Raw genomic sequence first — 18,225 nt, 5'->3', positions numbered from 1 at the left:
GGCGGGGTGCGGGGGCTCCGCCCCCGGCAAGAAACAACGAGACGGAGTGGCCCAACCCCGTTGGGCACACTCCGCCTATCCTGTCTCGGGCTCAGCGGCCCTGGTCGCGGCGGCGGTCCCAGCGCTCCTCGAGCCTGGTCAGGAAGCCCGACCAGCCTCCCTCGCCGGACGACCGGTCCCCGTCGCCCTTCCCGGGCTTCGGGGGCACGACGTTGCCCTGTGCGTCCACCACGCCCGCCGGACCCGACTTCCGCCGCGGTGCGGCGACGGCGAACACGACGCCCGCGAACATCAGGATGAAACCCACCACGCCGATCCACGTGCTGGACGACGCGACGCCCACCACGAGCAGCAGCAGGCCGACGACGACGGCGACGCCCGCCAGCACGTACCGCAGCACGGACCTGCGGCCGGAGGACTGCAACGTGTTCGCGAGACGCGGGTCGTCGGAGGTGAGGGCGCGCTCCATCTGCTCCAGCACTCGCTGCTCGTACTCGGAAAGCGGCATCGAGACCCCCAGATCTCGCAAAGTTACGATGACTCTCTCAGGATAAGCCGGTCGCGCGCTGTGCGGTAGTCGACATCCCGGACGAAGCGACCTTACAGGTCGGACGAGTGTTCTGGGTTCCGGTCCATCCCGGGATCCGGTCCGTCCTGCGTTCCGGTCCCTAGGCCCCGAGGTCGATGGCTGCCTGGCCGAACTTGCGGCGCACGGCGTCGAGCGCGAGCTCGACGTCCCGCTGCGCACCCGCACGCGGGTCGGCGGCTTCCTCGAGGGTCGGCTGGGCGGCCAGCCCTTCCCGCTCGAGAACACGCTCGCCGCGCACGCCCACGAGCCGTACCGGCAGGCCTCGCCGGTCCACGGACGCGACGAGCTCGCGCGCCACGAGGTAGATGTCCCGGGCCACGTCGGTCGGCCCGTGCAGGGTCCGCGACCGGGTCACCGTGACGAAGTCACTGGTGCGCACCTTGACCGACACCGTGCGGGCCACCACTCCCTGCTTCCGCATCCGCGCCGCGACCCGGTCCGCGAGTTCCCGGATGCGTCGGGCCAGCACCGTCTCGTCGTGCACGTCGACGCCGAAGGTCGTCTCCGCGCCGACGCTGTGCTCCTCGCGTCCCGGCACCACCGGGCGCAGGTCGCGGCCCCACGCCAGGTTGTGGAGGTGGGCCCCGCTCACCCGCCCGACGGCGGTCTGCAGGCTGGGCAGATCAGTGTGCGCCAGTTCCGCGACCGTGGTGATCCCCCACGCCGCCAGTGCCTGCTCGGTCTTCTCCCCGACCCCCCACAGCGCGCCGACAGGCAGGCAGTGCAGGAACTCGACCGTGGCCGCGTCCGGGATCAGCAGCATCCCGTCGGGCTTGGCGTGCGTCGAGGCGAGCTTCGCCACGAACTTGTTCCGCGCCACGCCCACCGAGGCCGTCACACCGTACGCCGCCCGGATCCGTTCGCGGATGTCCGCCCCGATCCGGGTGGGTTCACCGAGCCGCCGCCACGCCCCGGCGACGTCGAGGAAGGCCTCGTCGACGCTGACCTTCTCGACCAGGGGCGTGACCTCGCCGAGGATCTCCATCACCCCGCGGGACACCTTCGAGTACAGCGCGAAGTCCGGCTTGACGACGATAGCCTGCGGGCACAGGAGGCGTGCCCGTGTCATCGCCATGGCCGATCTCACCCCGTAGGCCCGCGCCTCGTACGTCGCCGCCGACACGACCCCGCGCTCCTGCCCGCCCACGATCACCGGCTTGCCGCGCAGTTCGGGGCGCCGGGCGATCTCGCACGAGGCGAAGAACGCGTCCATGTCGACGTGCATGATCGTGCACCCCGACTCGTCCGAGCCCCAGTCCCGCCGCGCCGCCGCGGACCTCGGCGCGCGGCTCACGTGCGCCGGTTCCGGGTCATGACGCCTCCGGCACGAGCTGCAGGTGCGGGCGGTGCGCGAACGTCGCGTCCGGGTCCGCCAGCATCGCCACCTCGTCGCGGAAGTCCTCCGCGCAGGCGATGATCTCGTCGGCCCGTGAGGCGTCCACCTCACCGGTGCGGCCGGCGTCGACGGCCGCACGCAGCGGCGCCCCCGACGCGAAGTAGCCGGACCACGGCGCCAGGTCCGGCTCGACCCGCACGAGCATCTCCCAGACGGTCCGTGCCCCGGATCGCGCCGGCGGCCGCCCGCGCAGCGCGAGAACCGCGGCCGCCGCGCGGATGGCCGCGAGATGGGCGTGCCGGAACCGGTCCTCCGGACGGGGCGCGGCGTGCGCCTGCGCCAGTTCCGCGTCCGCCCTGCGCAGCAGCGCACGGACGCCGGGAGGTACGGGTCGCGGTACGCGCGTGCTCGCGGCGACGACATCCGATCCCCTGCCCTGGGTCATGCCCATGTTGCCCTCCGATCCGGTTCCTCACCGTCAGTGTCGAACATTCGTTCGAACGTGTCAATCCGTCCCGCGGCCCGCGAGACACTGGGCCCCATGGCCCGACGCAAGACCCGCCCCGCCCGACGCACCCCATCAAACACCGGGACACTGACATTCCCCGCCGGGCCGGTCCCGATCAGCACCGGGACGGCGGAGGTGATTCGCGACCCGGACCATCCCGATCGGGTGACGCTGCACGTCAACGGCGTGCCCAGCTCGAGCCTCGACCTGGGCGACCCCGGGTTCCTCGACTTCGAGTACATGCAGCAGATGGCCGCCGTGCTCGACCTCCTGCCCGCGGGGCCGCTGCGCGTGCTCCATCTGGGCGCCGCGGGCAGCGCCCTGGCGCGGTACGTCGAGCACGAGCGTCCCGGGTCGCGGCAGCTCGGCGTCGACCTCGACGCCCGGCTGATCGAGCTCGTGCGGGAGTGGTTCGCCCTGCCCCGGTCCCCCCTCCTGCGCCTGCGGGCCGACGACGCCGGCCGGGCGCTGGCGAGCGTGCACCCGGAGTCGTTCGACGTCGTGATCCGGGACGTCTTCGCCGGCGACGCCACGCCCGGCCATCTCGTCGGCACGCGGTTCGCCCAGGCGGCACGTCGCGCGCTGCGACCCGGCGGTGTGCTGCTGCTCAACTGCGCGGACCGGCCGCCGCTGGCCCTCGCACGCCAGGAGCTCGCGAGCCTCGCCGAGGTCTTCGGCCCCTCGGCGGCGGCGTCCGGCCGGCTGGCGGCGATCGCCGAGCCCGCGATCCTCAAGGGCCGCAGGTACGGCAACGTGGTCCTGGCGGCGGTACGCGACGCCACCTCCGGCCACACCGACCTGCGGGACGCCGCCCTCGGCCGGGCACTGCGCACGCTGGCCGTCCCCGCCACACTGCTCGCCGGCGAGGACGCCACCCGCTTCGCCGGCACGACGGCACCGATGGTGACGGCACCGGACCCGATCGCCCCGGAGACCACCGCCGGCGCCGCCTCGCGGGCCGTTCCGGCGGACGAAGCCCCGGTGTCTGGCCCGGAGCACGAGGAGGGCCGCACCCCGCGGCACGGGATGCGGCCCTCCTCTGCGTCAGAGACGACGTGACGCCTCGCCGGACCGGAACACGGTCAGAGCGGCACGACCTGCTCCGCCTGCGGCCCCTTGGGGCCCTGTGTGATCTCGAACTCGACCCGCTGGGCCTCCTCGAGCGTCCGGTACCCCTGCGTCTCGATCGCGGAGTAGTGCACGAAGACGTCGGCACCGCCGCCGTCCTGGGCGATGAACCCGTACCCCTTCTCCGCGTTGAACCACTTCACAGAACCCTGCGCCATGCGTCTTTCGACCTTCCGTCACTCGTGCGAGCCGAGTGCCCGCACCGTGCCGCGACGCGCCCTGTGGGACCCGCGCACGCGTTGAGCGTGGCGCCGGCAGCTCGCGGTGCGGCGTGCGCCAGTGTGGCACGGACCATTCACCATTGCCATAGATACCGGACATTCCCGCTCTGTCGGGAACGCGAGGCGGGCCAGGAAACCGAAGGCGCCGGCGCCGGGCTACTCGCCCGGCCGGTCCTGCTGGGCGAGGAAACGCTCGAGCTCGGCGCCGATCTCGTCGGCCGTCGGCAGCGGAGCGGACTCCGCGAGCAGGTTCGGCCGCCCGATCGACCGGGAGAAGGCGTCGTACTGCTCCTCGAGCGCACTGACCACGGCCGCGATCTCCCCCGACTCGGCCACCTGCTGCTCCACCTCGATCCGGGCGTCCACCGCCGCGGCGTCGAGTGCGCCGATCCCGAGCGCCAGGCCCGTCGTGCGCTCGATGTGCTGCAACGCGACCACGGCCGCCGGCGGGTAGTGGGACTGCGCCAGGTAGTGCGGCACGTGCATCGTGAAGCCGAGCGCGTCGTGGCCCGCCTCACCGAGCCGGAGCTCCAGCAGGGACGCCAGCGATCCCGGAACCTGCACCGAACCGAACCACGAGGTGTAGTCCTCGATCAGGCCGGACCGCGTGGCGTGGGCGGTCAGCGACATCGGCCGGGTGTGCGGCACGCCCATCGGGATCCCGTGCACGCCCACCGCCAGGCTCACGCCGAACCGGCGCACGAGCTGCTCCACCGCCGCGACGACGCGCTCCCACTGCAGGTCCGGCTCGGCGCCGTGCAGGAGCAGGAAGCCGGTCCCCTCCTTGTCGATCACGTGGTCGATCGCGAGCTCCGGGGCGTCGTAACCGACCCAGCGATCGCTGTCGAACGTCATCGTGCCGCGCTTGCTGCGGTAGTCGAGCAGCTGGTCGATGTCGAACGTCACCAGGCGCTCCGTGGCCAGCTCGCCAACGAGGTGCTCTACGGCGATCTGGCCTGCCGCGCCCGCGTCCACGAACCCGCGCATCGAGTGCAGGAGCACCGGGCCCTCACCCCGCCGCGCGATCCCGCGGCGTTCCGCGACCGCGTGGCCCGGGACCGCCTCGGGGGCGTCGTCGCCGAGGGCACGCTCGCCCAGGGTCCGCGCCACGGCGGCCTCGTCAACCTCGTAGATTTCCTGCGGATCCAGCACGTTCTCTTCCTCGTCTCCTTCTCGACGATCCCTGGTGCGAACAACAACGGAACGGGGGAGGAACTTCCCACGGCCCGTGCCTAGTGCCCGGGACGCAGCACCGTGGAGACGAAGAACTCGTCGATCTGCCGCACCACGGCCTGGAACTTGTCGAAGTCCACGGGCTTGGTCACGTACGCGTTCGCGTGCAGCGAATACGAGCCGACGACGTCCTCCTGGGCGTCCGACGTGGTGAGCACCACGATCGGGATGTGCCGCAGCATCGGGTCGTTCTTCACGACCGCCAGGACTTCCATGCCGTCCATCCGGGGGAGGTTGAGGTCCAGCAGCACCAGGTCCGGTTCCGGGGCATCGGCCCACTCGCCCTGCTTGCGCAGGAAGTCGAGCGCGGCCACGCCGTCGCCCGCCACCGAGACGTGCACCGGGGTCTCGTGCTCGGCGAAGGCCTCCTGCGTCATCAGCACGTCACCGGGGTCGTCCTCGACCAGGAGGATCTCGATCGGCCTACGGTCTTCCACCTGAGGTCCTCCCCGAACGGCAGCACTCGTGTCGCCGCACCAGTTGCCTTAGCGACCGGGTCGACTCATCCGAGAGTAGTGGACTGCGCGCGTTCGGTCGATGTGCGCCGCCCTCCGGCCGAGGTCACGGTCCTGGCGAGGGTGAACCGGACGGTGGTTCCGCCGCCCTCGGTCGGCTCGATCCAGATGTGGCCGCCGTGGTGCTCCACGATGCGCTTGACGAGCGCCAGGCCGATGCCGGTGCCCGAGTACTCGCCCCGCGGATGCAACCGCTGGAAGATCACGAACACCTTGTCGGCGTACTGCGGCTCGATGCCGATCCCGTTGTCCACCACGGAGATCTCCCACGCCGTGCGCATGGACCGCACCTCGATGTGCACCACCGGGTCCCGCTCGGGCGCACGGAACTTCAGCGCGTTCGACAGCAGGTTCGCCAGCACCTGGTGCAGCAGCCTCGGCTCGCCGCGCACGGTCGGCAGCGGGTCGTGGGTGATCGTGGCGCCCGACTCCACGATCCGCTCCGACAGATCGCTCTCGACCTGGCTCAGCACCTCATCGAGGTCGACCGAGGCGTGCTCCTCGCCCGAGCGGCCCACCCGGGAGAAGCTCAGCAGGTCCTTGATGAGCTCCTGCATCCGCTTGGCGCCGTCGACGGCGAACTCGATGTACTGGTGCGCCTTGTCGTCGAGCGAGTCGCCGTACCGCTGCTGAAGCATCTGGCTGAAGCCCGCGACCTTCCGCAGCGGCTCCTGGAGGTCGTGCGAGGCGACGTACGCGAAGTGCTCGAGGTCCCGGTTGCTCCGTTCGAGCTCGCGGGCCTGGTCGGTGAGCATCACGTGGGCGTTCTCGACCTCCTGCTGGGCCAGGCGCATGTCCTCCATGTGGTGCAGCAGCTCGCGACGCATCCCCTCGACGTGCAGGGACAACGACATGATCTCGCCCGCCCCGACGGGCCTGATCTCGGTCTCGATCGACCCCGCCGCCACCGTGCGCACCGCCTTCGTGAGGATCGCGGCCGGCTTGATCACCCAGGTCTCGAGCGCCAGCCACATCAGCGTCCCGAGCAGCACCACGACCAGCGCCAGGGTCACGATCGCACCGACCAGGACCGCGTCCCAGGACTGCCGCTCCGCCAGCGTCGCCTCCCGCGCCTCGTTGAGGGCTTCGAGGTACTCCCCCACGTCGTCGCGGGCCCGGGCGATGCTCGCCATGCCGTCGTCGAGCGGCGGCGCCGACCGCTCCGCCTCCTCGACGCACTCCTCGCGCGCCTCCTCGGCGTCGTCCTGACCGTCGAGGGCCGCGACGCGTGCCCCGTCGATCGCCGCCACGGTGGGGCGCGCGAAGTCCTCGAGCCACGCGTCCGTCGACTCACGGGCGCGTTCCAGGGCGAGCGCGACCTCGGGGCGGGCGTCGAGGATCCGCTGGTCGACGTCGAGTCCGAGCAGATCGGGAGCGGCCGCGGTACGGCGGTACGGCTGGAGCACCTCGGGCCGGCACGTGGCCCAGTAGGAGCGGACCGAGGGTTCCGCGTCCACGAGCGCCAGCCGCGCCTGCTCGCCGTCGGCGAGGGCGTCGAAGTAGGCGCCCTCGACGAGCTTGCTCGCGCTGCTCGCCTGGGACCACGCGAGCAGCGCGACGATGAGCGCGAGCACGATGGCGGTCGCCACGGAGCCCTGGAGACGCGCCAGCCTGCGGCGCATCGACACCTGGGCGAGGGGTCTCTCCCAGGGCTCCGGCAGGACGGTCATGCGCGGCCCCACTCGGTCGAGTCGGCGAGGGTGGAGGTGCGCTCGGCGGAACCCGCGTCGGCGTCGGCGTCCCACCCCGCCAGCAGGAGCGCGGCGTCGTCCGCGAGCGGCCCGCCGTGGAGGGTCCGGACGCGGCGCAGCACACGGGGCACGACGTCGTGGCTTCCGCCGGCGAGTTCCGCGGACACCACGGCGCGCAGCCCGTCCACGCCCAGGCGCGGCAGGCGCCCGCGCTCGTCCGGCGCGGTCGGGGCACCGTCGTCGTCCACGGTGACCTTCGCCTCGACGAGCCCGTCCGTGAAGAGCACGACGGTCCACTGGCCGGGGAGGGCGACACGCGTCGCCTCCCAGCCCCCGCGCGCCGGGATCCCGAGGGCACGGCCCCGGCCGAGGCCGGTCAGCTCGGCGCACTCCGTACGGTCGCCGGTCCGCGTCGCCAGCAGGGGCGGCGGGTGCCCCGCCAGGTACACGTCCATGGCGTCGCGGCCGGCGGCCACCACGACCTGGCAGAGCGTGACGAACACCTCCGGGCCCCGGCGCTCGGGCAGGAGCACCCGCTCCATCAGGGGCAGGATGTCGCCGGGATCCGTCCCGGAGAGCACCAGGGTGCGCCACGCGGTGCGCATCGCGGCGCCGAGGGCCGCCTCGTCCGGGCCGTGCCCCGCGACGTCGCCGACGACGATCATCAGCGTCCCGTCCGGTCGCTCGACGGCGTCGAAGAAATCGCCGCCGAGCAGGCCGTTCCCGCCCGGCAGATAACCGACCATGAGCGAGATCCGTTCGTCCCGCACGACGGCCTCGGGCAGCAGGGCGCGCTCCAGGCGCATCGTCTCGGCGGCGCGCACCTCGCTCCGGTAGAGCGCGAGCTGCTGGGCGGCCGACCGCCGCCGCAGCGTCGCGTAGCGCAGCGCACGGGCGAGCCGGTCCCCGTCGACCTCGCCCTTGACAAGGTAGTCGTCCGCACCGGCCGCCATCGCCTTCGTGCCGGCGCCCGCGGCGACGTCGCCGGTCAGGACGACGACGGCGGGCGGCACGGGCAACGAGTCCACGTGCGCGACCACCCGCTCCAGGGCGCTCAGGCCCACGGCGTCGGGCAGGCCGAGATCCAGGAGAAGGCAGTCGACCCGGATGTCGTCCAGGATCGACAACGCCTCGGTGACCCGCCGCGCCCGGTGCATGTCGGCACGGACCCCGCCGTGCGCGAGGAGATCGGTCACGAGGAACGCGTCGGCGTCGTCGTCCTCCACCAGCAGGACGGAGAGCGGTTCGGGCGGTTCCGGCGGGAACGCGCCGGGGACGTCGCCGGGCGCGCCGTCGCGCGGTGCTGCCCCGGCCCGGTCCATGGCGGCGATCCTACGCAGTGATCCGTCACCGTGTCAGCGTCTCGCGTGTGAACGCCACGAACCTCTTGACCTTCGAGGGATAATGGTCGGCCGGTCTTTCACGACCGACCCTTACCGACCCCAGGCCGAGCAACGGTCCGGCCAAGATCACGGAGGTCACGCGTGACTGGTATCGGGAACGAGCTGAACCACGAGCAAACCGTGGTCGACGTCCTGTATGCCCGCCTCGACGAACTGCGCGAGGCCACCCGCGGCCGGCTGCGCGACGTGCGGTTGCAGGGTGCCGTCGGCACGCACCAGAACCGCAGCGAGCGCGACGCCTTCGCCACGCTGTACGAGGACCGTGCCGCGCAGCTCGACGCCGTGGAGGAGCGGCTCGCGTTCGGCCGCCTCGACCTGGCGGACGGCGAGGTCCGCTACGTGGGCCGCATCGGGCTGAACGACGCCGAGCACCGCGGGATCCTCACCGACTGGCGCGCCCCCGCCGCGGAGGCGTTCTACCGCGCGACGGCGCTCCATCCCGCCGGCGTCCGACGGCGGCGGCACCTGGTGACCAAGGGCCGCACCGTGACGGGACTCGAGGACGAGGTGCTGGACCTGGACTCGGGCATCGAGGCGAGCTCGCTGTCGGGCGAGGGCGCACTGCTGGCCGCGATGGCGAGCGGGCGTACCGGCCGGATGACCGACATCGTCGCCACCATCCAGGCCGAGCAGGACCGGATCATCCGGTCGGAGCTCACCGGCGCGCTGGTGGTCCAGGGCGGGCCGGGCACCGGCAAGACGGCCGTGGCCCTGCACCGCGCGGCCTACCTGTTGTACGCGCACCGCCGGCTGCTCGAGCGGTCGGGTGTGCTGCTGGTCGGGCCGAACCGCGCCTTCCTGCGGTACATCGACCAGGTGCTGCCGTCGCTCGGCGAGACGGGCGTCGTGGCCACGACGATCGCGGAGCTGATCCCGGGCGTCGAGGCGTCGGGGGTCGACGAGCCCGAGGTCGCGCGCGTGAAGGGGCGGCCGCTGTGGCGCCGGGTGATCCGGCGTGCCGTGCGTGCGCGGGAACGGGTGCCCGCCGCGGACCTGCCGGTGCGGGTCGAGGGGCACGACTACGTGATCCGCCGCGGTGACGTGCGGGACGCGATCGCCCGCGCCCGGCGGTCGCACAAGCCGCACAACGAGGCGCGCACCACGTTCGTCAAGGACATGCTGGGGCGGCTGGCCGACCAGGTGCGCGACGTCGACGGCACGCGGCTCGCGGCGGAGGACCGGGCCGCGCTCATGGACGAGCTGCGCGCACACCGCGACGTCCGGGTCGCCCTGAACCTGGCCTGGTTCCCGATCACGCCGGAGAAGCTGCTGGCGGACCTGTACGCGAAGCCGCACCGGCTCGCCGAGGCGGCGCCGGAGCTGAGCGAGGCGGACCGGGCCCTCCTGCGGCGCGCACCCGGCGGTGCCTGGACGGAGTCCGACGTGCCGCTGCTCGACGAGGCGTACGAGCTCCTGGGCGAGGACGACGCGCTGGCCCGGGCCGAGGCGGCCCGGGCCGCGGCCGCCGAGGCGGAGGCCCTGGAGCACGCGCGCAACGTGCTCGCGTCCGGGGCGGTGAACACGATGATCCAGGTGGACGCCGAGACGCTGGCCGCGCGGTTCGCCACGTCCGGGCCGTCGCTCACGACCGCGGAGCGGGCGGCCGCGGACCGCCGCTGGACGTTCGGCCACGTCGTCGTGGACGAGGCCCAGGAGCTCTCGCCGATGGCGTGGCATGCCCTGGCACGCCGGGTACCGACCCGCTCGATGACGATCGTGGGCGACGTCGCGCAGACCTCCTCGCCCGCCGGCGCGCGGGACTGGGCGCGCATGCTGACCCCGCTGCTGCGGGAGAGCTGGCGGCTCGCCGAGCTGACCGTCTCGTACCGCACGCCCGCGGCCGTGGCCGACACCGCGCAGCGCGTCGCCCGGGCCGGCGGCCTCCCCGCGAGCGACCTGGTCGCGGCACGCGACGTGGACGACGCGCTCGCCCTCGTGCGGGTCCCCGGCACGGAGGTGGCGGCGTCCGACGTCGCGCACGAGGCGGTGACGCTCGCCAAGGAGTTCGTCGAGCCGGAGGCCGGGCGCGTCGCCGTGGTCGCCCCGGCCGAGCGCACACGGGAGATCGCCGGGGCGGTGGCCCGCGCGCTGCCGACGGCGCTCGGCGACGCGGAGGCCGAGCGCATCGGCGCCCAGCGGCCCGAGGACCGCCAGGTCACGGTGCTCAGCCCGCGCGAGACGAAGGGACTCGAGTTCGACGCCGTCGTGCTGGTGGAGCCGAGCCGGATCGCCGCGGGGCCGGGCGGGGCGAGCGATCTGTACGTGGCGATGACGCGGCCGACCCAGCGTCTCGTGGTCGTCCACGCCGAGGACCTGCCGGAGGGCTTCACCGAGTAGTACCGGCTTCATCACCCGGGCAGCCGAGGCCGGCGGCTCCGGAAGATGCTGTCCGGATCACGGGACGCGTTTGTCTCACGAACCGGCGCGGCGCACGATGACCCCGTGCACCGTGCCCTCCTGCTCGAGAACATCCACCCCGGCGCCGCCGCGAACCTCGAGGCCGCAGGCTTCGAGGTGGACACCCGCAAGGGCGCCCTGGACGAGGACGAGCTGATCGCCGCCCTCGACGGCGTCCACCTGCTCGGCATCCGGTCCAAGACCCAGGTGACCGAGAAGGTGCTGTCCTCCACCGACTCCCTTCTCGCCGTCGGCGCGTTCAGCATCGGGACCAACCAGATCGACCTGACCGCCGCCGCCCACCGCGGCATCGCGGCGTTCAACGCGCCGTTCTCCAACACGCGGTCCGTTGTCGAGCTGGCGATCGCCGAGATCATCGGGCTCACCCGGCGGCTCCCCGAGCGCGACAAGGCACTGCACGCGGGGGTGTGGGAGAAGTCGGCGACCGGCTCGCACGAGGTCCGGGGCCGCACGCTCGGCATCGTCGGCTACGGGAACATCGGCTCGCAGCTGTCCGTGCTGGCCGAGAACCTCGGCATGTCGGTGGTCTTCTACGACCTGGAGGAGAAGCTCGCCCTCGGCAACGCCCGGCGCGCCGAGACGCTGGAGGAACTGCTCGCGGCGGCCGACGTCGTCACCTTGCACGTCGACGGGCGTGCCGGCAACGCGGGGATGTTCGGGCCGGAGCATTTCGCGGCGATGCGGCCCGGCGCGATCTTCCTCAACCTGTCGCGCGGGTTCGTGGTGGACGTCGAGGCACTGCGGGCGAACATCATCTCGGGGCATCTCGCGGGCGCCGCGATCGACGTGTTCCCGTCCGAGCCGAAGAAGTCGGGCGACCGGTTCGACTCGGTGCTGCGCGGCCTGCCGAACGTCATCCTGACGCCGCACGTCGGCGGTTCCACCGAGGAGGCCCAGGAGGCGATCGGCCAGTTCGTGTCGAAGAAGCTGCGCGACTACATCACCACCGGGTCCACGATGCTGTCGGTCAACATGCCGCCGCTCCAGCTCGAGCACACCGGCACGGGCCGCATCGCCCTGCTGCACCGCAACGTGCCCGGCGTGCTGGCCCAGGTGAACCAGATCTTCGCCGACCACGGCGCGAACATCGAGGGCCAGATGCTCGCCACGCACGGCGACCTCGGCTACGTGGTCACCGACATCTCGGACGTCACGCACCGCGGGGCGTCGAAGAAGCTCATGGCGATGGACACGACGGTCCGCCTGCGCATCAACGACCAGTTCGAGCGCCCGGAGTTCCCGCCGGGGCCGGCGGCGCGGTAACGGCGGAAGCGGCCACGGAACACCGATTGGCTATCGACCGGCCCGGGCCGGCGACGCACACTCCTGCCATGGACAACGAGAGGCAGCACACCGTCGGATTCCTCGGCCTGGGCAGGATGGGCGAGCCCATGGCCCGCAACCTGCTGCGTTCCGGGACCCGGCTGGTGGTCTGGAACCGCACCGCGACGAAGGTGGACGGGCTCGTGCGCGACGGCGCCGTGGCCGTGTCGTCGGTGGAGGAGGTGTTCGCCCGCTGCCGCATCGTGATCTGCATGCTCGCCACCGAGGCAGCGGTGGACGAGGTGCTCGGCCGTGGTCACGAGCGGTTCGCCGGTCTCGTCCGGGACACGGTCGTGGTGACGATGGGCACGACCGCGGCCGCGTGGTCCGCCGGTCTGGAACACGACCTCCGCGCTGCCGGGGGAACCTACGTCGAGGCCCCCGTCTCCGGATCGCGGGTGCCGGCCGAGCGTGGCGAACTGCTGGCCATGGTCTCCGGCGACCAGGACGCCGTGGAACTGGTCCGACCGGTCCTCAAGGCGATGTGCTCCCAGATCCACGAGTGCGGGCCCGTCCCGGGAGCCCTGACGATGAAGCTCGCCGTGAACACGTTCCTCGTCGCGACCATCACCGGCCTGGCCGAGGCGATGGCGTTCGCCGAGCGATGCGGCCTGGACCTCGACACCCTGCGTACCATCGTCGACGGCGGTCAGATGGCCTCACCGATCTCCCGGATCAAGACCGCCAAGCTCGCCGGCGGGGACCTGGCTCCCCAGGCCTCCGTCCGGGACGTCGGGAAGAACGCGCGGCTCATCGCCGACCACGCCGCCGCCCATGGCATACCGGCTCCCCTCACCGACGCGGCGGTCGGCGTGTACGACGACGCCGTCGCCGCGGGTCTCGGAGACCTCGATCAGATCGCGATCGTCCAGGCCCTGACGGCCAGGAGCGCCTGAGACCGGCGGGCCCGGCGGACGCCCCGCCGCCGGGCGGGACGGGCCCCCGGTGGGATCAGATCGTCCCGACCAGTTCCGGCAGCGCGTCGTCGCGGGCGAAGACCGGGATCACGTCGCGCTCCGCCGCGACGGTCACCCACCGGCCGCCCTGGGTCTTCTCGCCGGAGTGGAGGTCGGTCCACCAGGAGCCGGCCGGCAGGTACACCGCGCGGCCGGTCGCGTGCGGCTCGACCACGGGCGCGACGAGCAGGTCCGGGCCGTACATGTACTGGTCGGGCACGTCCCAGCAGGCCTCGTCGGCGGGGAACTCGTGGAACATGCCGCGCATCACGGGCTGGCCCGCGAGGTGCGCCTCCTCCATCAGCCGGCGCGTGTACGGACGGAGCGTCTCGCGCAGCCGGACGTACCGGGCGAGGATCTCGTAGACGTCCTCCCCGAAGCTCCACAGCTCGTTCGGCGCGCCGCTGCGCAGCCGGGGCGTCCCGTCGGCGGCGACGACGTCCTCGTAGGGACGCCGGTCACCGTGCATCCTCATCACGGGGCAGAACGTGCCGAACTGGAACCACCGGATCAGCAGGTCGTGGAAGTCCGGGTCGGTGATGTCGCCGTCGTGGAAGCCGCCGATGTCGGTGGTGAACCACGGGATGCCCGCGACGCCCATGTGGATGCCCGCCGTGATCTGCCGGCGCAGGTCCTCGTAGGTGGAGTGGATGTCCCCCGACCAGACCAGGGCCCCGTAGCGCTGGCTGCCGGCCCACGCACAGCGCAGCAGGTTCACCACCTGGGACTGGCCCGCCGCGGTCTGGCCCTCGTGGAAGGCGCGGGCGAAGGCTTGCGGGTAGATGTTGCCGACCTGCAGGTTCGAGCCCTGGTGGTAGCGGTAGTTGTCGAAGTCGTAGACGCCGTACTCGGGCTCGGCCTCGTCGAGCCAGAAGAGCTTGATGCCCCGGTCGTGGTAGTTGCGTCGGATGATCTGCCATACGGCGTCGCGGGTACGGGGGTTCGTGACGTCGAGGAACATGCTCGGGCCCTGGAAGCCCATCTGCACCTCGAGGCCGCGTTCCGTTCGCACCAGCAGGTTCTCCTTCCTGAACGCCGCGAAGTTCTCCGACTCGGTCGAGACCTGCGGCCAGACCGAGACCATGAGCTCGATCCCGAGGTCGCGCAACTCGTCGACCATGGCGCGCGGGTCCGGCCAGAACTCCTCCTCGAACCGGAAGTCGCCCATCCTCGGCCAGTGGAAGAAGTCGGCGACGATGACGTCCATGGGCAGCCCCCGGCGCTTGTGCTCCCGCACGACGTCGAGCAGCTGCTCCTGGTTCCAGTAGCGCAGCTTGCACTGCCAGTAGCCCAGCCCGTACTCCGGCATCATCGGCGCGTGGCCGGTCGCGTCCGCGTAGGCGGCGGCGATCGCCGCGGGCGTGTCACCCGCCGTGATCCAGTAGTCGAGCTGCTTCGCCTGCTCGGCCACCCACTCGGTGCGGTTGGCGGCGAACGTGGCGCGGCCGATCGCCGGGTTGTGCCACAGGAACCCGTAGCCGGCGCTGGAGACCACGAACGGCACGCTCGCCTGGGAGTTGCGGTGGGCGAGCTCGAAGGTCGAGCCCTTGAGATCAAGGATCTGCTGCTGGTACTGCCCCATCCCCGAGAGCCTCTCGCCGGGGACCGGTTCGAACGCGGCCGTGAGCTGGTGGTCGCCCCCGGCGATCGGGCGGAAGGCGCGAGCGTCGAGCTTGAGCGACCCCCCGGCGTCGAGCTCGCGCAGCAGCACCTTGCCGGCGGCATCGCGGAACTCCACCGCGCACCGGTAGACCCGGTAGCCGACCTGCTCGTCGTAGAAGTCCCACGCCCGCAGGACGGCGGTGAGCCCGCCGACGACCAGGCGGGCCTCCCCGCCGTCGGTGGTGATCGCCACGTCGGCAGGCGCCGCCGGCAGCAGGGCGAAGTCGGTGTCGACGACGTCGTCGCCGGGCGCGCACCGCACGCGCACCGCGTTCGCGCCCCACGCCTGGACGACCAGGGTCTGGCCCCCTCCGCGCCAGGTGATGCCGTCCGGGCCGGTCTCGAAGGTCTGCATCGGTGTGTGTCGCTCTCTGTGAGGTGCCGCGCGCCGGTCGACGGGGCCACGATCGGGCGCATTGCGGTCGACGCGTTGCGGTCGACCGACTGTCGAACCGGTTCGACGGGAGCCTACGAGAACGGGATCCGGTGCACAAGCGACGTCCACGACGGCCGCCGGCACGGCGGGGGCACGCCGAAGGCCGCCGACCAGGTCTGACACCCGGTCGGCGGCCTCGGTCTCCCCCGCCTCAGCCGCTCTTGCGGCGGAACATCCGCTGCACGGGCCCCGTCGTCTCCGGGCCGTGCACCGCTCCGGTGTTCCGCTCCGACTCGGCCGTGCGGTGGCTCGCCTTGTTCTTGCGCTCCAGCGCCTCGCGGAACTTCGCCTTGGCGTCCTCGCTGGGCGCGGTGCTGCGATCGTTGTTCTCGGACGTCACACCGACCACCTCCTCGTCGTCTCAGGATCCCTGGCCGGGTCCGTCCCGCCCAGCGTCCCCCGGACGGCCGCCGGGCGCCAGCCCTTTTCCCGCCTACGCCCCATTCCGTCGCAGGCCGCACACCATCGGCCCGTTCCGGGCCCGTCCGCACGACGCTTTGCCGTGGACCGCGTGGTGCGTGAGGCCCACCCGGCGCGCCCGCGCGTTGCGCCTTCCTCGGGCTCGCCGGCACCTCCCGTCAGGCCCGGTGGCGCTCTCCCCCGGTCAGGACGACACGGACGGGGACGCGTCGGCCGGCTCGTCGGGCCCGTCCGCGGGCTCCGGGGTCGCCTCGGCGTCCTTGCGCAGGTCCGTGATCGCCGCCTCGAAGTCCTCCAGCGACGAGAAGTCCTGGTAGACGCTGGCGAAGCGCAGGTAGGCCACCACGTCCAGTTCCCGCAGCGGCCCCAGGATCGCCTTGCCGATCTCGTTCGCCTCGATTTCCGCGCTGCCGGTGCTGCGCAGCGTCTCCTCGACGCGCTGGGCGAGCAGTGCCAGGTCGTCGTCGCTGACCGGTCGCGGCTGGCAGGCCTTGCGCACGCCGACCGCGATCTTGTCGCGCACGAACGGCTCCGTCGCCCCGGACCGTTTGACCACCGTCAGGCTCGCCGTCTCGATGGTGGTGAAGCGCTTGTGGCACGCCGGGCACTCCCGCCGACGGCGGATCGACGAACCGTCGTCCGACGTCCGCGAGTCCACTACGCGCGAGTCACCGTGACGACAGAACGGGCAGTGCATGCGGTCTCCTGCGGGCTCGGCCATCGACCGGGTCCTCCCGGCCGGGACTTGACCGTATGCGGGCAAACCGCACCCATGCAACACGACTGCAGCGATATGTCGAGAACGTTGCCGACTTCACTCCCGCGGGGCGTCACCCGGCGGGCACGTAGAGCGTCTGCCCCACGGTCAGACCACCGCTCGTCAGGTCGTTCAGGTCCTGCAACTGCCGCACGACGTCGCGCACGTCCTGCCCAGGCTCGGCGACGGATGCGGCCAGCCCCCAGAGTGTCTCGCCCGGTTCGACGGCGTGGGCCCGCACCTCGACGGGCTCCGCGGGCGAGCTCGCGACCGCCGTTGCGCCCCACACCACCGGAGCCGCCAGGACCAGCGCGACCACGGCGACGGCGAACCTGCCCCGCGCGGTCAGCCGAAGCCCGTCGAGGTCGAGGCGGGCCGCGAGCGTACGAGCACCGTGCTGCCGAGCCGCACCACCCTCCGCCACGGGACGGACAGGGGAGCCGACGCCGGCCGGGTCGCGAGGAGGAGCATCGGGGCGCACGTCGGCCCGGGGCTCGCCACCGGGGCCGCCACGGCCATCAGGCCCGCCACGACGAGGTACGACCGCACGCGCGACAGCCGTCTCGTCGAGCGGGGGCACCACCCGCAGGTGACGTTCGCCCGCCCGGGGACGCGCGCCCCGTGACCTCCTGAGCCCGCGGAGCTCCACCGTGGTCGTGGTGCTCATGACCGCCTCCCGAGATAGCCTGTCGAACACGTGTCCGTCGCACAAGCGTACGACGAACGCCCGTACCATTGTGTAGCACGGAACACCCTTCGTGTCGAGACACGCTCGAACATCCGTTTGAGATTCGCTCGGATCCGATCTAGAGTTGGCGTCATCAAACGACGAGGAGGGCCACAGCATGACGGGACGTGAGAGGACGCCGGGCATGATGCCGGGAAGCCTGGGCAGCGTCGGCACCATCGCACGACGCGACGAACCGCTCGATCTCGGCGACGCCGCCGACCGCCTGACCCCCCGCCAGCGCAAGGTACTGGCCTGCATCCGCGAGTCGTTCGAGGCGCGCGGCTATCCGCCGTCGATGCGGGAGATCGGTGATGCCGTCGGCCTCGCGAGCCCGTCGAGCGTGAAGCACCAGCTCCAGGTTCTCGAGCGGAAGGGCTTCCTGCGCCGGGACCCCAACCGCCCCCGCGCGATGGAACTGGTGGACCCGGAGTCGGGTGCGCGCCAGCAGCCGCAGCCGGGCGAGGTGCACTGGGGCGCGGCCGCGGAACAGTCCGAGTCCGCGCCGCAGGCGTCGTACGTCCCCCTGGTCGGCCGTATCGCCGCGGGCGGGCCGATCCTCGCGGAGCAGGCCGTCGAGGACATCTTCGCGCTCCCGCGCCAGGTGGTCGGCGACGGCGAGCTCTTCCTGCTCAAGGTCGCGGGCGACTCGATGGTCGACGCCGCGATCTGTGACGGCGACTGGGTCGTCGTACGCCGCCAGAACGTCGCCGAGCAGGGCGAGATCGTGGCGGCGATGATCGACGGCGAGGCCACGGTCAAGACGTTCAAGCAGACCGACGGTCACGTCTGGCTCATCCCGCAGAACGCGGCCTACGAGCCCATCCCGGGTGACGAGGCACAGATCCTCGGCCGGATCGTCGCGGTGCTGCGCAGCCTGTGACCTCCCGCCGCCGGGCCGG

General features: G+C 72.4%; 17 protein-coding genes. 5 read left to right on the top strand and 12 right to left on the bottom strand.

Annotation, left to right across the window (positions count from 1 at the left end):
* Window positions 1-91: 91 nt before the first annotated feature.
* The 3 genes from IIE03_RS12025 to IIE03_RS12015 all read right to left on the bottom strand — a co-directional run bounded on the left by IIE03_RS12025 (window position 92) and on the right by IIE03_RS12015 (window position 2,376).
* Window positions 92-508 (bottom strand): DUF3040 domain-containing protein, encoded by a 417-nt coding sequence (locus tag IIE03_RS12025; protein WP_192863003.1) that lies wholly within the window; start codon window positions 506-508, stop codon window positions 92-94.
* A 160-nt stretch (window positions 509-668) separates the two neighbouring features.
* Entirely contained in the window at window positions 669-1,814 is a 1,146-nt protein-coding gene (dinB, locus tag IIE03_RS12020; RefSeq protein WP_225997657.1) for a DNA polymerase IV, read from the bottom strand.
* An 85-nt stretch (window positions 1,815-1,899) separates the two neighbouring features.
* Window positions 1,900-2,376, bottom strand: coding sequence for an SAV_6107 family HEPN domain-containing protein (locus IIE03_RS12015; RefSeq protein WP_192863001.1), 477 nt, complete (start codon window positions 2,374-2,376; stop codon window positions 1,900-1,902).
* A 90-nt stretch (window positions 2,377-2,466) separates the two neighbouring features.
* Between IIE03_RS12015 and IIE03_RS12010 the strand changes: the two genes are divergently transcribed.
* A complete protein-coding gene (locus IIE03_RS12010) occupies window positions 2,467-3,492 on the top strand; it encodes a spermidine synthase (RefSeq protein ID WP_192863000.1) in 1,026 nt (341 codons plus the stop codon).
* Window positions 3,493-3,515: 23 nt separating this feature from the next.
* On the opposite strand, the gene IIE03_RS12005 is transcribed toward IIE03_RS12010, so the two are convergent.
* The 5 genes from IIE03_RS12005 to IIE03_RS11985 form a co-directional block, all read right to left on the bottom strand.
* Complete coding sequence (locus IIE03_RS12005; protein WP_192862999.1) at window positions 3,516-3,719, bottom strand: cold-shock protein; 204 nt, start codon at window positions 3,717-3,719, stop codon at window positions 3,516-3,518.
* 219 nt (window positions 3,720-3,938) lie between these two features.
* Complete coding sequence (locus IIE03_RS12000) at window positions 3,939-4,934, bottom strand: proteasome assembly chaperone family protein (RefSeq protein ID WP_192862998.1); 996 nt, start codon at window positions 4,932-4,934, stop codon at window positions 3,939-3,941.
* 80 nt (window positions 4,935-5,014) lie between these two features.
* Complete coding sequence (locus IIE03_RS11995; protein WP_192862997.1) at window positions 5,015-5,452, bottom strand: response regulator; 438 nt, start codon at window positions 5,450-5,452, stop codon at window positions 5,015-5,017.
* 65 nt (window positions 5,453-5,517) lie between these two features.
* Complete coding sequence (locus IIE03_RS11990) at window positions 5,518-7,200, bottom strand: sensor histidine kinase (RefSeq protein ID WP_225997656.1); 1,683 nt, start codon at window positions 7,198-7,200, stop codon at window positions 5,518-5,520.
* Complete coding sequence (locus IIE03_RS11985; protein ID WP_192862996.1) at window positions 7,197-8,543, bottom strand: PP2C family protein-serine/threonine phosphatase; 1,347 nt, start codon at window positions 8,541-8,543, stop codon at window positions 7,197-7,199. The genes IIE03_RS11990 and IIE03_RS11985 overlap by 4 nt, the downstream gene beginning before the upstream one ends.
* A gap of 162 nt (window positions 8,544-8,705) precedes the next feature.
* On the opposite strand from IIE03_RS11985, the gene IIE03_RS11980 reads away from it, so the two are divergent.
* The 3 genes from IIE03_RS11980 (at window position 8,706) to IIE03_RS11970 (ending at window position 13,261) form a co-directional block, all read left to right on the top strand.
* Window positions 8,706-10,961 (top strand): HelD family protein, encoded by a 2,256-nt coding sequence (locus IIE03_RS11980; RefSeq protein WP_192862995.1) that lies wholly within the window; start codon window positions 8,706-8,708, stop codon window positions 10,959-10,961.
* Between the two features lie 105 nt (window positions 10,962-11,066).
* Window positions 11,067-12,305, top strand: a complete 1,239-nt coding sequence (gene serA / locus IIE03_RS11975) for a phosphoglycerate dehydrogenase (RefSeq protein ID WP_192862994.1) — start codon at window positions 11,067-11,069, stop codon at window positions 12,303-12,305.
* 68 nt (window positions 12,306-12,373) lie between these two features.
* The gene (locus IIE03_RS11970) at window positions 12,374-13,261 is read left to right on the top strand and encodes an NAD(P)-dependent oxidoreductase (protein WP_192862993.1); all 888 of its coding nucleotides are present in this window, start codon (window positions 12,374-12,376) and stop codon (window positions 13,259-13,261) included.
* Between the two features lie 55 nt (window positions 13,262-13,316).
* Here the strand turns inward: IIE03_RS11970 and IIE03_RS11965 are convergent, their stop codons facing one another.
* The 4 genes from IIE03_RS11965 to IIE03_RS11950 form a co-directional block, all read right to left on the bottom strand.
* Window positions 13,317-15,338 (bottom strand): glycoside hydrolase family 31 protein, encoded by a 2,022-nt coding sequence (locus tag IIE03_RS11965; RefSeq protein ID WP_192862992.1) that lies wholly within the window; start codon window positions 15,336-15,338, stop codon window positions 13,317-13,319.
* 232 nt (window positions 15,339-15,570) lie between these two features.
* On the bottom strand, window positions 15,571-15,759 hold the full coding sequence (locus tag IIE03_RS11960; RefSeq protein WP_192862991.1) for a DUF5302 domain-containing protein: 189 nt from the start codon (window positions 15,757-15,759) through the stop codon (window positions 15,571-15,573).
* Between the two features lie 264 nt (window positions 15,760-16,023).
* Complete coding sequence (gene nrdR, locus IIE03_RS11955; protein WP_192863080.1) at window positions 16,024-16,536, bottom strand: transcriptional regulator NrdR; 513 nt, start codon at window positions 16,534-16,536, stop codon at window positions 16,024-16,026.
* 133 nt (window positions 16,537-16,669) lie between these two features.
* Window positions 16,670-17,263: a LysM peptidoglycan-binding domain-containing protein gene (locus tag IIE03_RS11950; protein ID WP_192862990.1), complete on the bottom strand. Its 594-nt coding sequence runs from the start codon at window positions 17,261-17,263 to the stop codon at window positions 16,670-16,672.
* Window positions 17,264-17,441: 178 nt separating this feature from the next.
* Here IIE03_RS11950 and lexA point away from each other — a divergent pair, with 178 nt between their 5' ends.
* Complete coding sequence (gene lexA, locus IIE03_RS11945; protein ID WP_225997654.1) at window positions 17,442-18,206, top strand: transcriptional repressor LexA; 765 nt, start codon at window positions 17,442-17,444, stop codon at window positions 18,204-18,206.
* The last annotated feature ends 19 nt before the right edge of the window (window positions 18,207-18,225 follow it).

Origin of the sequence: Myceligenerans pegani, from assembly GCF_014892515.1 — a bacterium.
Taxonomy (GTDB): Bacteria; Actinomycetota; Actinomycetes; order Actinomycetales; family Cellulomonadaceae; genus Myceligenerans; species Myceligenerans pegani.
The sequence above is the reverse complement of the archived record's forward strand: the minus strand, read 5'-3'. Positions and strand labels throughout refer to the sequence as shown.

Excerpts from the sequence above, each read along its gene's own strand:
- IIE03_RS11990 (WP_225997656.1), bottom strand. The coding sequence starts at position 7,200 with ATGACCGTCCTGCCGGAGCCCTGGGAGAGACCCCTCGCCCAGGTGTCG.
- IIE03_RS11950 (WP_192862990.1), bottom strand. The coding sequence starts at position 17,263 with ATGAGCACCACGACCACGGTGGAGCTCCGCGGGCTCAGGAGGTCACGG.
- lexA (WP_225997654.1), top strand. The coding sequence starts at position 17,442 with ATGACGGGACGTGAGAGGACGCCGGGCATGATGCCGGGAAGCCTGGGC.
- IIE03_RS11965 (WP_192862992.1), bottom strand. The coding sequence starts at position 15,338 with ATGCAGACCTTCGAGACCGGCCCGGACGGCATCACCTGGCGCGGAGGG.
- IIE03_RS11970 (WP_192862993.1), top strand. The coding sequence starts at position 12,374 with ATGGACAACGAGAGGCAGCACACCGTCGGATTCCTCGGCCTGGGCAGG.
- IIE03_RS12005 (WP_192862999.1), bottom strand. The coding sequence starts at position 3,719 with ATGGCGCAGGGTTCTGTGAAGTGGTTCAACGCGGAGAAGGGGTACGGG.
- IIE03_RS11985 (WP_192862996.1), bottom strand. The coding sequence starts at position 8,543 with ATGGACCGGGCCGGGGCAGCACCGCGCGACGGCGCGCCCGGCGACGTC.
- dinB (WP_225997657.1), bottom strand. The coding sequence starts at position 1,814 with ATGCACGTCGACATGGACGCGTTCTTCGCCTCGTGCGAGATCGCCCGG.
- IIE03_RS12025 (WP_192863003.1), bottom strand. The coding sequence starts at position 508 with ATGCCGCTTTCCGAGTACGAGCAGCGAGTGCTGGAGCAGATGGAGCGC.
- nrdR (WP_192863080.1), bottom strand. The coding sequence starts at position 16,536 with ATGCACTGCCCGTTCTGTCGTCACGGTGACTCGCGCGTAGTGGACTCG.
- IIE03_RS12015 (WP_192863001.1), bottom strand. The coding sequence starts at position 2,376 with ATGGGCATGACCCAGGGCAGGGGATCGGATGTCGTCGCCGCGAGCACG.
- IIE03_RS12010 (WP_192863000.1), top strand. The coding sequence starts at position 2,467 with ATGGCCCGACGCAAGACCCGCCCCGCCCGACGCACCCCATCAAACACC.